The sequence below is a fragment of the Gordonia sp. G4 genome (assembly GCF_057770005.1).
Map to the genome: position 1 here is coordinate 4,286,920 of NZ_CM173442.1, position 15,521 is coordinate 4,302,440.

The 15,521-nt window shown below is 64.5% G+C and carries 11 protein-coding genes; 5 read left to right on the forward strand and 6 right to left on the reverse strand.

Annotated features, from left to right (window positions below):
- Positions 1 to 157: 157 nt before the first annotated feature.
- From AC3B5T_RS19250 to AC3B5T_RS19275, 6 genes are all read right to left on the reverse strand, one after another.
- Positions 158 to 823 carry a GIY-YIG nuclease family protein gene (locus tag AC3B5T_RS19250; RefSeq protein ID WP_488357823.1) on the reverse strand — a complete coding sequence of 222 codons (666 nt, stop codon included), beginning with the start codon at positions 821 to 823 and terminating at the stop codon, positions 158 to 160.
- Between the two features lie 625 nt (positions 824 to 1,448).
- Entirely contained in the window at positions 1,449 to 2,054 is a 606-nt protein-coding gene (locus AC3B5T_RS19255; RefSeq protein ID WP_055477350.1) for a class I SAM-dependent methyltransferase, read from the reverse strand.
- 75 nt (positions 2,055 to 2,129) lie between these two features.
- The gene (locus tag AC3B5T_RS19260) at positions 2,130 to 2,396 is read right to left on the reverse strand and encodes a hypothetical protein (protein WP_488357824.1); all 267 of its coding nucleotides are present in this window, start codon (positions 2,394 to 2,396) and stop codon (positions 2,130 to 2,132) included.
- Between the two features lie 128 nt (positions 2,397 to 2,524).
- Positions 2,525 to 3,289 carry an IS21-like element helper ATPase IstB gene (gene istB, locus AC3B5T_RS19265; protein ID WP_488357825.1) on the reverse strand — a complete coding sequence of 255 codons (765 nt, stop codon included), beginning with the start codon at positions 3,287 to 3,289 and terminating at the stop codon, positions 2,525 to 2,527.
- Between the two features lie 21 nt (positions 3,290 to 3,310).
- Positions 3,311 to 4,822: an IS21 family transposase gene (istA, locus tag AC3B5T_RS19270; protein ID WP_488357826.1), complete on the reverse strand. Its 1,512-nt coding sequence runs from the start codon at positions 4,820 to 4,822 to the stop codon at positions 3,311 to 3,313.
- Between the two features lie 609 nt (positions 4,823 to 5,431).
- A complete protein-coding gene (locus tag AC3B5T_RS19275) occupies positions 5,432 to 6,100 on the reverse strand; it encodes a DUF3558 family protein (RefSeq protein ID WP_084817372.1) in 669 nt (222 codons plus the stop codon).
- Between the two features lie 663 nt (positions 6,101 to 6,763).
- On the opposite strand from AC3B5T_RS19275, the gene AC3B5T_RS19280 reads away from it, so the two are divergent.
- The 5 genes from AC3B5T_RS19280 to AC3B5T_RS19300 all read left to right on the forward strand — a co-directional run bounded on the left by AC3B5T_RS19280 (position 6,764) and on the right by AC3B5T_RS19300 (position 15,139).
- Positions 6,764 to 7,156: an SseB family protein gene (locus tag AC3B5T_RS19280; protein WP_055477324.1), complete on the forward strand. Its 393-nt coding sequence runs from the start codon at positions 6,764 to 6,766 to the stop codon at positions 7,154 to 7,156.
- Complete coding sequence (locus AC3B5T_RS19285; protein WP_055477325.1) at positions 7,153 to 7,794, forward strand: WXG100 family type VII secretion target; 642 nt, start codon at positions 7,153 to 7,155, stop codon at positions 7,792 to 7,794. The genes AC3B5T_RS19280 and AC3B5T_RS19285 overlap by 4 nt, the downstream gene beginning before the upstream one ends.
- Positions 7,795 to 14,253: a putative T7SS-secreted protein gene (locus AC3B5T_RS19290; protein WP_488357827.1), complete on the forward strand. Its 6,459-nt coding sequence runs from the start codon at positions 7,795 to 7,797 to the stop codon at positions 14,251 to 14,253.
- Positions 14,246 to 14,704, forward strand: a complete 459-nt coding sequence (locus AC3B5T_RS19295) for an Imm63 family immunity protein (protein WP_055477360.1) — start codon at positions 14,246 to 14,248, stop codon at positions 14,702 to 14,704. The genes AC3B5T_RS19290 and AC3B5T_RS19295 overlap by 8 nt, the downstream gene beginning before the upstream one ends.
- Before the next feature lie 75 nt (positions 14,705 to 14,779).
- On the forward strand, positions 14,780 to 15,139 hold the full coding sequence (locus AC3B5T_RS19300; protein ID WP_055477361.1) for a hypothetical protein: 360 nt from the start codon (positions 14,780 to 14,782) through the stop codon (positions 15,137 to 15,139).
- Positions 15,140 to 15,521 lie beyond the last annotated feature (382 nt).

Genomic DNA, 15,521 nt, shown 5'->3' on the forward strand with positions numbered 1-15,521 from the left:
TTGTCAGACTCAGTGATACGTCGGCGCCGCATCTTCAACCAATTACCTTCGACTGAAGGCCTTCAGCGCAACGAGCAGTCAGGCTCTGCCCGAAGCCGTCTTGAGTCGGATGTTGTTGTGAACCTACGAATCCGGAGTCACATGCGACTGCTTGGAGCTAGTCCTCAACATCTGTGCAGATTCTAGCGCGCAGTTCCCGAAGTCCTTTTCGATAGGGAGATCCAGTCGCGTGGACATCATTCAGCGGAGGAAGGAGTTCCGCGATCACCGCCGCCTCCACCGGTCCGGGTCTGTTGGTCGCGAGCCAGGAGACCGACAGGTGCTCCCGCATCCAATCGGTGAGGGCTCGCTCGCCGAGGGGAGCAAGGGTGAACTTTCCGGGGGCTTGTAAGCGCTCGACGTGCGGCCGGAGTTTGAGGTCGTCGACAAGCAGAGCGGTGAGACTGCGCCGGAGTGCTGACCGGCGTGTTGAGCTCAGATGGTTTTTGGCAATCCGCTTGCCCACAGTCTGGGATGCGGCCAAACCTACATACAGTGGGATGGTGATCGACGTTGGCGTGAAGTCAGGTGGCCAGGGTAGGTACTCAGAGCCCCACCACGCGTACACGCCGGTGCCGGCAGCTTCGGAAGCCGTTACATCGGGCGTGCGTCGGGGTCCGGTCAGCAGTTGCGACCAGGACATCTCGAGCGCCTCGTCCCGATTACTGGCCCGCCGGCGCCCACCGTCGTCTGTCATTGCCAACGCCGCCCTTGCGGCGTGTGCCGGCAAGTGGCGACGCTGTCGGTCTGAAGTCGGTGGGCCCGGTCGCCCAACTTGGCGCATGGTGTTCCAAGTTGGACGCTCGGCGCGCGCGTCAGTGCCTTACTCGTCCTGGAGGCAGTCAGTCCTGAGCAGTAGAGCTGCCCGTCGGCTGAGTCTTTGCCTAGCTCGTGTTCATAGCTGGGACCGCCGTCGCGGTGCACCGACGATGGCAACGCCTCCGCGATTCCAGGGCTATGTGCACAGAACACTGCGGCCGTCGCAACTCCGATGCCAACAAATCGCATGAGGACCATCTCCCGGTAGACGTGTCTGTAGGCTTCGGCACCCACGTCCATCGCTGGTCCGGAGCGTGTACGGGTCCGCTCGGACATTATGACGCGGCATGGAGGGCGAGCGGAGCTCAATCGACAGAGGACTGCCGAACCAGCGAGCTCTGTGGCCGCACGGAGTCCGCTAGCGTCTTTGCGGTTGCTGTTCGCCCGCCGTGTCACCCACCAACCCCGATCGGCGAGTGGAAGATCGCCGCGTCCCGGCTGACCGAGCGCTGGCGGATGCGGCAGCAACTATCGTCGGAACGTCGAGATCACCGAGGGGACGTTCGTCGGGGAGGATTGAACAAACCGAACCCGCCGGAGATACCGTGGTCGTGCTGCTCGCGTCGACAGTAGCGTTCCCACGCAACCGATTACGCGACTCGCAGGACCGCCACGAGGAACTCCGACTTGTCTGTGAACGGCCGGACGTCCCACGATTCGAGCAAGAGGTCCTGAGCGAAGCCGGCTGTGGCTGCGTTCTGGAGGAACTCGTCGAACGAGTAGTCCCGACCAGCGCCGAACCCGACGACAGCACGGCCGTCGTCACTAAGATGCGCGCGCAGTCGCTCGAGGACGGTCACTCGGGTGCTCGGCGCGAGGAACGCCATCACGTTGCCGGCGGAGACGATGAGGTCGAACGGCTCGTAGATGCCGCGGGCCGGGAGGTCGAGTTCGGCGAGGTCGTTCACCAGCCAGCGTGGGCCTGGGTGGTCTTCTTCGGCGGCTTGGATGAGGACCGGGTCGACGTCGACGCCGACGACGTCGTGTCCCACCTCGGCGAGGTACCCGCCCACGCGCCCCGGGCCGCATCCGGCGTCAAGGATGCGGGACCCGCGCGCCGACATCGTGTCGATGAGCCGAGCCTCGCCGACCAGGTCGTTGCCCTCGCGTGCCAGGGTGCGGAAGCGTTCGACGTACCAGCTTGAGTGGTTGGGATCCTCGGCGGACTTCTGCATCCAGATGCTCTGTTCGACCATGCCCGCATTCTGCCAAACGTCCCTGGAAGCATCGATTCGCCAGCGGGCAGCGGATGACCGGCTCGCGCTGCTACTTCACCCCGACGCCGAAACCTGCCGGAAATAGGCGGTTGAGCGAGGAAGCCATAGGAGACTCAGTACGGCTACTTCGATCACCAGCAGCAGCACGTCGAGCGTGCCGGTTATCGACTTGTCATAGGTTGCGACGGACACTAACCCGGAGACGATGCCTGCCGCGCCGATGACCGTAGCCGTCACACGTGCCCAGCGGAAACCGCCCAGGTTGGCGTACGCAAGCAGTAGCCAGAGTCCGGCAAGAGCGAGGCAGGACGCGACGATCAAACCGGTCGCGACGTTGGTCCCGGTCTCGCTCGCGACATCTAGTGCGTCAGAGCTCCGATAAGTGTCAACGGCCAGTTTGATGTCCCCGCTGGTGGCCAGGTAAAAGTCCCCACCCTGTGCGGGATGTTCTAGGTGGGTGGCACCTCCGTTCGGTGTGTCATGCGGTAGGAGTCGCCGTCGGTGATGACGATGGTGGCGTGGTGTAGGAGCCGGTCGAGGATGCTGGCGGCGGTGGTGTGTTCGGGCAGGAATCGTCCCCATTGTTCGAAGGGCCAGTGGCTGGCGATCGCGAGAGATCGGCGTTCGTAGGCGCCGGCGACGAGCCGGAACAGTAGTTGGGTGCCGGTGTCGTCGAGTGGTGCGAATCCGATCTCGTCGAGGATGAGCAGATCTTGGCGTAGCAGGGTGTCGATGGTTCTGCCGACGGTGTTGTCGGCCAGTCCGCGATACAGGGTCTCCACGAGGTCGGCGGCGGTGAAGTACCGCACTTTGTGTCCGGCGTGTACTGCGGCGATCCCCAGCCCGATCAGGGTGTGACTCTTACCCGTCCCGGCTGGGCCGATCAAGGCCAGATTGTGTTGGGCTCGAACCCATTCCAGTGAGGATAGGTATTCGAAGGTATTGGCCGGGATGGAGGATGCGGCCACGTCGAACGATTCCAAGGTTTTGGTGACCGGGAACCCGGCAGCTTTTAGTCGGTTGCGGATGTTGGAGGCATCACGAGCGGCGATCTCGGCTTCGACCAGGGTTCGCAGTACTTCTTCGGGTGTCCATCGCTGGGTTTTCGCGGTGAGCAGGACCTCGGGTGCGGTGCGGCGGATCGAGGCGAGCTTCAATCGGCGTAGCGCTTGGTCGAGGTCGGCCGGTAGTGGCGGCACTGTCTCGAGGTGCAACGGGTGTCGATGTTGTGGTGGTCATGACACCTCCTTGTCGCCGGCGCCGAGCTTGTAGGCATCCAGCGAGCGGGTGGGCGCGGTAGGCAGGTGCCCGAGCAGTGCTGTGCCGGCCGGTCGCGGGTTGGGGGTGCCGGCTCCGGCATCGAGGATCGAGCGCACATCGGCGGCCTTGAACCGTCGGAATGCCACCGCCCTGGTCAGGGCGGTGAGCACCTGTTCGTGGCCGTGGGAGGTGACGAGCCCGAGGATGTCGTCGAGTTCACCGCCCAGGCGGGTGTTCCCGATGGCCGCGGCACCGACCAGGAACTGCTCAGCAACCTCACCGAGATCGCAGAACTGCTTCTCTGCTGCGGTTTTGGGTCGTGGTGCACGACTGGGCGGGGTGCGTGGCCCCCCGTAGTGGGCATCGTTGAGGACGACCTCTCCGGGTGCGGCCAACAGATGATCGGCGACCACCTCACCGGAGGTAGGTTCGGCGATCAGGAGCCGTTCACCGTCCTGGATGAGGGTCACGGTGGTGCCGATGAGCCGGTTGGGTACCGAGTAGCGGGCCGAGGCGTACCGGATACAGGAGAGGCGATCGACCTTACGGGTGACCGGCGGTGGACCGACCTGGGCCCGCAGAGACGGCAACGGGCTCAATGTGTCTCGTTCGATCGTGAGTTGGTCAGCAGGCACGCACAGTGTGTCGCTGTGACGGCGGGTGTTGACCTCGACACACCAGTCCCGCGCGGCCCGGTTCGCTGCGTGCACATCCAGCTGCACGTCGTCACGACCAGCAGCGATCTTGGCTTCGGTCCACAACGGCTGCGCCAGATCCGACTGCGCGTACCCGCAGAGGTTCTCCACGATCCCTTTCGATTCCGGATCGGCGCCGTGACAGAAGTCCGGGGAAAACCCGTAGTGGGTGGCAAACCGCACATACGTGGGGGTGGGTACGACGACGTTGGCGACGACTCCACCTTTGAGGCAACCCATCCGATCAGCGAGTACCTTGTTGGGCACTCCACCGATCTCTTCTAACGCTTCGGCGATGAATCCGAGTGTGGTGATGGATGTTTCGTTGGTGGCGAACCGAACGAACCGCCACCGCGAGAACGCCAACACCGCGCAGAACATGTGCAGCCCGCCGATTACGGCCCAATCGATGACCAGGTAGTCACCCGGAGCCCACACCGCCGGGCGGCGGCCACGATGATGATCACGGCGCCACTGTGTTTTCTCCTGGGCGACGAGACGACGGAAGTTGCGGGCCGAGCCCTCATAGCCCGCGGCACGTGCTACCGGCAGCAGTCGCTTGGCGGTGATCCGGCCGTGTGACCGCTCGACTCGCTCAGCGACCAACTCGGCGACCGCATCGTAGTTGCGGGCCCGTTCCTTGCGGTCGGGTGGTTGATCGTCGGCCTCGAACCGGTCGACCACACGCTTGACGGTCTTGTGGGTGGTGCCGCACACCTCGGCTGCGGCGCGATAGCTTCCGAGTTCTCGGTAAGCAGAAATGATGTCCATACGGTCCTTCGCAGACTTCAATGGAACTCCCAGGCGGTGATGGTGATCGGTTGGCACCTTCACCGTCATCGCCTGGGCCCTCAGTTCCGGGTCGACACGACGAACACAGGGTGGGGACTTTTATCTGGCCACCAGCGGGGACCTCGACCTGGCCACCAATGGGGACTTTCTCATGGCCATGGACAATAAGTCGATCCGTCACCGAGGCGAACGGACTGCCGCAGACACGCTTCTTCCCTAGCTGCGTCGACCAACGAGAGCGCGTGGAACATGCCGATGAGCTGGATGCTCGCTCCGGTGATCATCAGTCCGGTGGCTAGCCACACCGTGGACGGTGTGGACGCGGAGCGTGATCTTGACAGTCTTTGCCTACCGTTCGCGTCAGTGCTCATGCGGCGACGGTAGGGCGATTTGCTCGCAGCGACAGTTTCCTCTGCACAGTGCGAAACCCCTTCTGAGAACGGATGCTGAAGAGTCGCATCGGAGGTGCAGGTTCGAAGTGCACTGCCTGCGCCGCAAACAGCTAACGCTTGACCGTCCTGCGACGATCCGAGTCGGATCGCCCGCCAACCCTGTGTGATTCCAGCCAGAGCGCTCCAGTCGCTGCCCGGATTGGGCTGCTGGGAGGTTTCAAACCGGAATCTGGTTGATTGTCGCACGCAGGAATTCGACAGCCACGGCGCAAGTTTCGCGAGTCGGCGGTGGGTCCGATTGCAACCGAAGAACCGATGTGATGACGACGGCGTTGCCCGAACGAACTACGGCACCGCACTCTGCGTCCATATACGACCCAACTAGGACGGGTCGGCCAGCAACTTCCGTATCCGCAAACCATGCCGTACTCGACGCGTACATCGCCTTATAGCCACCGAGACCCTCCGATGGCCGGGTCAAGTTACCTACTGACTGGGCGAGGGAAGAAAGGCGGTCATCCTGGAACCTCCACCTGCATCCGCGTGCGGTCTGAAAGTCCGACGCAGCGACGTCCGAAACCGTGGACTCCTCTAGACCGAACTCGCGGACAACAGACACGGGAACCTGAGTGCAGGGTTCGTACCGAGTGCCATCGTTGTTTATGCTCCAGCGGTTTTGAAACTTCGTCTCGAACGGCAGTATCCGTCCGTCATCGTCGGTTTGTCGAGGTAGTGAATGGACGCTGGACGACGAATTGGCGGACGAAGGGACTGGAACGGGTGATCCAGGTACCGTGCACGCGATTAACACGAGACCGGCCAGTGCAGCGGTCGCAACAACAACCGCACCCTTTCTAAGTCGCAATCTCGGCCGCACCCTCCACATCGACTTCCTCGATTGTTGCCGCGGCCGCACGGCATCGTTCGCCGAGAGCCGAGGTCCTGTGCACTCCGCGGGTAAGTTCGCTCGACAGCTGAGCCGTCGCCCGGGTCAACCCCGCGAAGACGCTCTCACCTTCGCGACAATCGCCGAAATAGTTTGAACGAACAATGCCGTTGAGCGCCTCTAGCGCAGAGGTCAGGTCGCTAGTCACCTGCTCTGCCACAGCAGCCCGACGCTCCCAGTCAGCACGCTCAGATCGCAGAACCATACCTCGCCCGTGCGGGCCCACCGGCATTTCTGGGACAGCCTTGGGTAGCAACGAGTCGTCGGCGAATGGCGTGCTCAAGGGGCCCCCTCCCGGTAGCAGACCCGTGCTGGGCCCGGCTCGTCGAACAGACTAGTACGACGAGCACCAATTGTGATGGGGGCTGTCGAGTTGTGGAGGGACTCACCCAGACTTCGGGCAGGTCCGGCGTGTACGGCAACGGAATGTCCAGCCGAGAAGCTCCGGGGTCACTGCCGAAACACGACCGTCAGGCACAAGAACTGGCGCGGAGACTGGCGTGGCCTGCCGTCTGTCAACTGACCTGTGGACACCACCGCGAGAATCGAAGTTCCATCATCTAGCATCAACCGGCACGGTGATGACTGCGGGGGAGTCCGGTGATGACGACATATGTCGATGAGGTTCGGGCGTATTTGTCCGGTTTCGGTGATCCACCTCGGCTCTACGATGCCCTCCGCGATGCCACCCTAGCCGTTCCACTCGATCTCAACGGCCGCCTGTTCACGCTGGTTGAAGCCGGTATCCCCTGGATGCTGGCGTTCACAACGCCTGAACGTCTGCGCGAGTTCGCTGAGTTCACCGACCGCGACCTAGCCGAGGTCCGCTACCTCGACGTTCCCGGTCACGCGCTCATTGACCGCGTCCTCGACCAGGCGCCCGAACCCACCGGGCTCGTCGTCGACCCCGCGACACCGTCGACGATGACGTTTCCGCCGAGCCGCGAGCTGACGCCGCACTGCTACTACGACGACGAGGGTGAAGTAGTCCGATGACCGACAATTTGCATGTCGAGCCCTCAGCCCTCGACAAGGCCAGCGCCGGTATCAACGGCGTCATCGACGGGCTCGCCGACACCGGCGTCGGGTCGGACTACAGCGCTGCGCTCGGTCGCGGATACGGCGACCTCGACCTAGACGGCCGCACCATCGGACACGCCGACCCCAAGAGCGGACTCGAGGAGTACTGCGCTCGCTGGGAATGGGGCGTACGGGCGCTCGTCACCGGCGCGGCAGAGATCTCGAAGGGCCTCGGACTCGGAGCGAGTCACTACGAGCGTGAAGAGAAATGGGCGGGCGACCAGCTCAAGAATTTCACGATGGACCTGATCGGTGACCCGAGCCTCACGGCGGAGGTCGTCAAAGACAAGTCGTGGGGCGAGCTGTGGGAGCACAACAAGAACGCCATCACCGACCCGCAGTGGGCCCTGACGCCCGAGGAGATGGCAGCGCATCGGCAGTTGGGCCAGGAACTCAGAGGAACACTGATCGAGGACCTCGAGACCATCGCCCGCCACCAGGTCGACCCGTCGACACTTGTCACCGACACGATCGACGGCTTCGAGCGTGACGGATTCATCGCGGATCCGCCGAGCAGCGCCGAGTCCGAGCCGGCTGACAAACCGGCCAAGTAGGTGGGCCTCTTCGACGCCCTCGAGGGCGGCAAGGAAGTGCTCGGGGGACTGGTCGACGGTGCTACCGAGATACTCGGCGGCGGTTTGCGCGCCGTCGGCCTCGACAGCATCGCCACCGGCGTCGAGGACTTCGGCGACGACGTCGCGAACTCGCTGGGCGCCATGCCCGACGAGAAGAATCTCGACGAAACCAAAGACCCCAAGGAACTCATCCTCGGCGACCCTCCCGGGATCACCGCTCTCGCCGAGAAGTTCACGGGCTTTGCCGGCAACTTCGTCGCGGCGGGTGAAGGTTTACGAGGGATCTCGGTCGGTGACTGGTCCGGCACCGGCGCAGTGGAATTCCGCGATGCCACTGGACGCCAGGTCCCGCAGTGGTTCGCAGCCGGCGACGCCGCCTCCAAAGCGGCTGCAGCGCTCTCTGGTTGGGCCGGCGTCGTCACTTTCGCGCAGCAGAAGGCCGCAGAGGCCGTCCGCATCTGGGAAGAGGGAGAGCGCAAACGGGACGAGTGGGTCACCAAGGCGAACATCTACAACGACGAGCTCGACGACTACAAGAACGATCGTCGCGACACCCCGCCGACACATCCGGGGCCCGACCCATGGCCCGGATACAAAGCCGAGGCGGAGCGAGTTCTGAAAGTCGGACGCGACCATCGCAACTCGTCGGCCCCGGGGGTCAAGGCCGAACTCAGCGGCGCCGCGAACATGGCACCACCCATGCCGTCTGCGTTCGACCAGGCACGCATGACTGCCAGCGACGTCGGGACTGCCGGGCTAACCGGCTTCAACCACTTCGAAGCGGGCCTTATCGGGTCGGTCACCGAGGTCGTCAAGGGGCTCAACATGCTGAGCCCGCAGAACCCTTACAACATCGCGAACCCCCACCAGTACATGCGCAACTCGGCGACCATGGTCACCGGGATCGTGCACCAGGTCGCCCACCCCGACGAGTTCGTTCGAAACTTCGCCGGGTCCGGATGGTCGACGGATCCGTCCCAGGCGCTGGGCAACGTCATCGGCAATACGGTCATGATGATCGCGCCGGGACCCAAGGGCGGCAGCCTGATAACCGGGCTCGCGAAGTCAGGCCGCAACCTCCCGACGACGCCGCCGACTCCACATATCAGCCCGACTTCACATCGCCCAGACGCCCCGCCAGCGTCGCCGCACCCGACGCCCGCGCCACACGGGTCGTCGCCGAACACGCCTGGTGCCAGTCCCAGTGCCGAGCTGCCGGGGCGGCACGGTCCCGACATCCCCGTCGATCACGACGCGCCTCCAGTTCCCAGGGCCGACGGTCCCGCCCCGGAGGCTCCGGCCGCCGAGCCCCCGTCACCGGCCAGCTCGCCGAATCCGGCTCCCACGCCCGATTCGTCTGCGCCACCGGCAGGAGCCGTCGACACTCCGCCCAGCGGGGGATCACCTGAATCGCCTGCACCACGCCGTGACGCTGCGTCCCCGGACCAGCCCGTCGCCGGCGGACCTGTCGACGGCTTCGGCCCACATGCCCCCAATCCCGACACTGCCGCCCCCGCGCCGAAACCCGAGCCCGCGCCGTCGCCTGTTGCGGACGGGCCGGGATCGCAGACGCCGGGACCCGCGGACAATCCATCCGGACCAAGAATCCTGGGCGACGACGACCCGCCCGGACCCAACCGCGGCGACACCACCACGCCCGCGGCCGCGCCCGGTGGCGACCATTCACCCGGCCAATCCACTCCCGGCACCAACACGGTCGACCGCGACGCCGCACCGAGCCCGACGCACCACGAACCGTCGCCGGCCAAACCCGACGAGCCCGTCGTCGACCGGACCCCGATACGGCATGACGAGCCGGCCGGCGGCCACCCGCCAAAAGCCGACGAAGCCACGCCGGCGACACCTCATGCGCGACCAGACACAGACGCGCCTGGTCCACGTCCGTCACCGACTTCGACGCACCCGGATGCGCCGACAACCCGACCCGACACCGTCGACGCCCCAACGCGTACGCCTGACCAGGCAGACACACCCGCAACCGGCCCCATCGCGCCGGTCGGCGGGCATCATCCGGTGTCGACGCCGCATGCCACACCGGATGCCGCGCAACCGAAGCCAAGCGCGACGCCAACCAGTCCCGGCGCTCCGAGCCGGGCAGATGCTCCAGCGGCCCCTCCGCGCACTTCCGACCACACCCCGGACCGCACGCCTCCTGCGCGCACCACACCGGAATCCACCACACCGCGCGACATCGACCGCGGACGTCCGGTGCCGACGAACACCCATCATGTCCCCGAACCAACCGTCCGGAACGCGCCGGAAACCACTCCCTCGCCTCGCAGCGGCCCCGACGATCGGCCGATCCCGCCGGCCGTGATTCCGGACCGCCCGTTCACACCGGAACGCCCCGCTGCGGCCAACCCACGGCCGGCGGGCCCGGACGCGCCGTCGTCCCCGCGCGACCCCGATCCGTCGGACCGGCCCGGTAGCGACAACCCCGACGGCACCAACTCCACCCCGGACAACGACACCGGCCAACCACACGACCCTGGGCATCCAGATCGCACCGACTCAGGCTCGACCGAACGCGCCGACACCAGCGAGGGCAACGAGTCGCCCGAGCAGTGCCGCAGCAACGGCGAACCGGTCAATGTCGCGACGGGCGAGTACTTCCTCCCGCTGACCGACGTCGACCTCCCCGGAGTTCTTCCGCTCCGTCTGACCCATCGACATCGTTCGCGTTACCGGTGGGGACGGTGGCTCGGACCGACGACGCCGTCCGCCTTCGACGCCCGTGCAATCGTCGCTGACGATCTGGTGACCATCGTCGACGCCGACGGCACCATGACGAATTTCCCCAGGCCACACGCTAACTCGGTGTCACGAAGTGTCAACGACACAGACTGGGAGCTGCGTGCGACGGCCACGGACGGGTATCAACTGACCCACATCCGGACGCTCGTCAGCTGGTTCTTCATTCCGATCCCGGAACTGGACGGCGTCGATGTGCGGGCGGGGAGCATCGCGGTCTCAGCCCTGACCGACCGGCATCGCAACCGGATCCGCTTCGTCTTCGACGAGCACGGAAGGCCCTCGGCCGTCGAACATTCCGCCGGGTATCGCATCGACGTCCAGTGCGACGGCGCACGGATCCTCGGGTACCGCCTGGTCGCCGGGGTGGACGGCGCCCCCGTCGACCAGCAGCTGTGCACCTTCGCCTACCATCGCGGCCATTTCGCAGCGTCGACCAACGCCGTCGGCGCGACAACACGTTTCGGCTACGACGACGCCGGGCGAATGACCTGGTGGCGCGACTCGATCGGGATGGAGTATTGGAACCGGTACGACGACCTCGGCCGCGTGACCATCCAGTCCGGCATGAACGGAGTGTGGTCGGGGCGGTTCGACTACCAGCTCCGAACGGCAGGTCCGGGGTCGATGACGACCTACACCGATGCCGTCGGCGCAACGACGTTGTACGGCATCGACGCAGACAATCGAGTGCGGCAGGAGATCGATCCGCTGGGCCGGATAACCCGGACCGACTACAACGACAGTCGGCAACCGATGGTGCTCACCAGTCCGGATGGACCTCCGACGCGGCTGCACTACAACGCCTTCGGCGATGTCGAGCGGATCGTCGGCCCCGACGGCGCAGTGACGGAGGTGATTTACGCAGGTCCGGGGCGCCCGGACAGGGTCGTCGAACCAGGTCCGATCACCACGCGTATCACCTACACCGACAACGGAAGTCCGCTGACAGTGACCGACAATGCCGGCGGGGTCACGTCATACACCTACGACGAACACGGTGCACTGACCTCACACACGGATCCCGACGGTCTGATGGTTCGGTACCGCAACAACTTGGCCGGATTGCCGACTGAGATCACGGACATGCTCGGCAACACAACACGGATCGCGTACGACGCGTTCGGGCGGCCGGTCGAGGTCGTCGACGCCGAGGGTGCCATCACGGTCGTCGGGTACGACGCGATCGGGAACAGGACTAGTCTCGTCGCTCCCGATGGTGGACAGTCGCGTTGGGAGTACGACGGCGAAGGTAACTGCGTCGCCTACGTCGATCCCGTTGGCGCGACCACTCGTTGGGAGTACGGCCACTACGACCTACCGATCGCCCGGGTCGACGCCGACGGATCGCGAACCGCGTTCACCTACGACACCGCACGCAGACTCGTCGCGGTCACCAACCCTGACGGTCTGGTGTGGAGCTATTCCTACAACGCGGACGGGTCGTTGCAGTCCGAGACCGACTTCAACGGCGCGACAACCACGTACGCCTACGACGCGGGCGGACGACTCGCCACGCGGACGAACGCCGCCGGGCAGACCGTGGCGTTCGAATACGACGCGGCTGGTCGTGTAGTCGCTGAACGGTGCGCCGACCCGCCCAACCCTGAGTTCGATGGCGAGGTCACTGGGTACAGCTACGACTCCGCAGGACGGCCCGAGAGTGTCGTCGGTGTTTTCGGGCAGTGGCACTCTACCTACACGGCAGCGGGATTGCCGCAACTGACCGGCGTGAACGACGGATCCACCGATTGGATGATCGCGTCGGGGTGGACGGGTGCGGGTCGGCTGGCGTCGGTGACATCGCCGACGGCGGTTCACACCCGCTACGGGTACGACCCGCGCGGAGTGCTCGACTTCATCTCGACCGCTGGCCGTACCTGCGACATCACCACCTCAGCCACGGGCCGCGAGCAGCGTCGAAGGTTCGAGGGCACGGCGATCGACTCGTCGTGGGACCCAGTCGGACGGCTGGTGGGACGGTCGGTTGCGACAGTCTCTGCGAATCCGGCGACGCTGAACCTCGGTCCGAGCGGTGCAGGCGGTGGGGCACCGGAGCGTACCGTCGCACGAGCCGAGTACAACTACCGCGCCGACGGAATTCTGACAGCTTCGACGACGACCCTGGCCGGTCGCGGCCGGACCGACTACAGAGTCGACGTGCTCGGTCGGATAACTGCGGCAATCAGCCCTACCGGCTCGGAGCAACTCACCTACGACGCGACGGGCAACATCACCGAGTACGGGACCTCAGCGATCACGTCTCCTGATGCGCAAGACACCGGCCGACCTCCGTTCCCTGAGGTGCGAAGCGGCAGTCAGCCTCCGCCCCCTGGGGTACGGGGCGCCAGCCAGCCTCCGCTCCCTGAGGTGCGAGGCGCTAGCCAGCCGCCTCCGATCCCTGAGGTGCGAGGCGCTAGCCGAGCCTCGAAGGGCCCCCGCTGGCGATACTCCGGCACCCTGCTCGTCGACGACGGACGGACGTCGTACCGGTACGATCCCGCGGGTCGCCTCACCTCGATGAGTCGTCGACGACTGTCGCGGAAACCTGATGTGTGGCATTACGTCTGGGACGCTCACGATCGACTGCGCAGCGTGGCAACCCCCGATGGAACGACCTGGACCTACACCTACGACCACTTGGGCCGTCGACTCAGCAAGACCAATACGGCAACCGGGGCGGTCACTCGGTTCCACTGGCACGGCGAGCAGATGGTCGAGCAAACCGAGTCGACGGCTGGTATGCCGGACGCCGAGCCCAGCGATGGCCTCAATGCCACTACCTGGACGTTCGCGCCCTACGCGTACACGCCTCTAGCGCAGACGCGCAGTACGAAATCGATCACGCCGTCCGAAGGCCTTGAGTTCGAGGACGGCGCATCTGACGGCGAGGTGAGCCTCAACCTGGGCTCACCGGCGCCCACGCCGCGTGCACCGCGAGACTGGACGCAGACCGAAGTCGACCGAGAGTTCTTCGCGATCGTGACTGATCAGATCGCGACACCAACTGCACTCGTTGACCCGCTAACTGGAGAGGTCGCAGGACACTCAGCGAGGACACTTTACGGCGAGAGCACGTGGGTTGGCTCCTCGACGCCGTGGGCGTTCCCTGGTCAATACGCCGACCCCGAGAGCGGTCTGCACTACAATCGTTTCCGCTACTACCATCCGGGGACCGGGAGGTACCTGAGCCCGGACCCGCTGGGACTGACTCCCGCACCTAACCCGCACGCCTATCCAGGCAACCCCGTGGGGTGCGCAGATCCCTTCGGGCTCGCACCCACCGAGGGATGTGAAACTCCGGCCGCTCCTGAACATCGACATTCAACGGAGATTGCACGATCGCCCTGGCCGTCAAACGACGGATTTATGCATCCGCCGGCGCGGTTCACAATGCAACCAGGTCAACGCTTTGACCGGTTCGGCCACGAGTATGGCTACTTCGTCGCAGACGTAGGCACACCTATTCCCAAGCGGGCAATGCGGGCCGGCGCCGAAATGCTTCAATACCGGGTTTTCGAAGTCCTTAAGCCATTCGACGTCAAAGCAGGACTTACCGGTCCGGCGTTTGGGCAACCAGGTGGAGGAATACAGTATGAACTCCCGGGCAGGGTGACGGACCTCGAGAATCAGGGTTTTTTCAAGGAGGTATTCGACTATGAGTAGGCAGGAATTCACCGGCAGCGGGTGGCACCTTTTAAGGGCCATATCCGACTTTATTGACAGTTGTGTCGAATCGATGGCGGACAACGCCGGAGTGTCGTCCTCGAGCGTCTTCGTGCCGGGTAGCGAACAGAACAATGACGAAGGATCAGCATTCTTTCACGACGAGGCTGACGGAACCCTCGTTTACGAGGCGCGGGACAGGGGCCGAGTGGTGATGCACAAACAGACCAGGGATCCTGACGAACTTGTTTACTGGGTGGTCGACGACGTTGCGCGTTCGCTCGCAAAGCGTGCCGCAGCCAAAACCAAAGAATACAACGAAGCTACCGATCCGCGTCGTGTGTGGTTCCCTTTGTGGCGCGAGCTGGTCGCATCCCAGGACGCCGAATGGGGGTCGCGAACGTCACGCGAGATCACGAAGATCCTTGCGCACTCGCCGTTCCAGGATTGAGATGCCAGTTCGTGGGTTCGGGGACAGCGGAAAGGGTGGTCGGCGTTCCAAGACGCCGATTCCGCTTGCAGCACCGTGGCACGCTTCGCAATCCAGCACGTCATGCGGCAGGGTGGCAAGCCCATGTCAGGTACTGAACGCGCAACCTACGAGATCGCTTGGCAGTCACGACTGGTGGGAGGGTGTGATCACATCGACCAGAACAAGCCAATCCACGATCCACAACTGACTCGGGCGATGTCCGACGTCCTGCTGGAGCCCGAAAACCCACTTGCGGTCGCCGATCTCGAGGCCGAGATTCTGAAGCGCGACCTGTACGAAGACGACGCCTACGAGGAACTGATCTTCGTCCTGTCGCTGTACAAGATGGGCGGTTCGACGCCATACTCGAGCATCGAGGAGGTGCGCACAGAAGTTCGCAAGCTACTCGAGTGAACTTGGTTGTGCGTCAACCAGGAAACAAGCCGCGCGTCGGAGACGATGCCACCACAGTCCATGTGGATACCTAGCAGGGAAGTACGGCTTTACGACTTAGCATTGACCGGACACGGTGATGACTGCGGGGAGTAGCGATGAGAGAGAAGTCAGCGACGGGCGGGTCGGCCCACCGGCCCGTGCGTTCGCGACGGGGGGCCGTTCAGTGGGCTCGTCGAGATCGCTGTCCAGCAGCGGAACGGCTCCATATCACTCTGGCCAGAAGAGTCTCTGACGAAACACGAACGGCCGAATGACCGTCTCGACTGCCGAATCCGCAAGGCGGGCAATCGAGACCTTCTTCGGCATACACGCGTCATCAGTTATTACCCTGAGGTTGCCA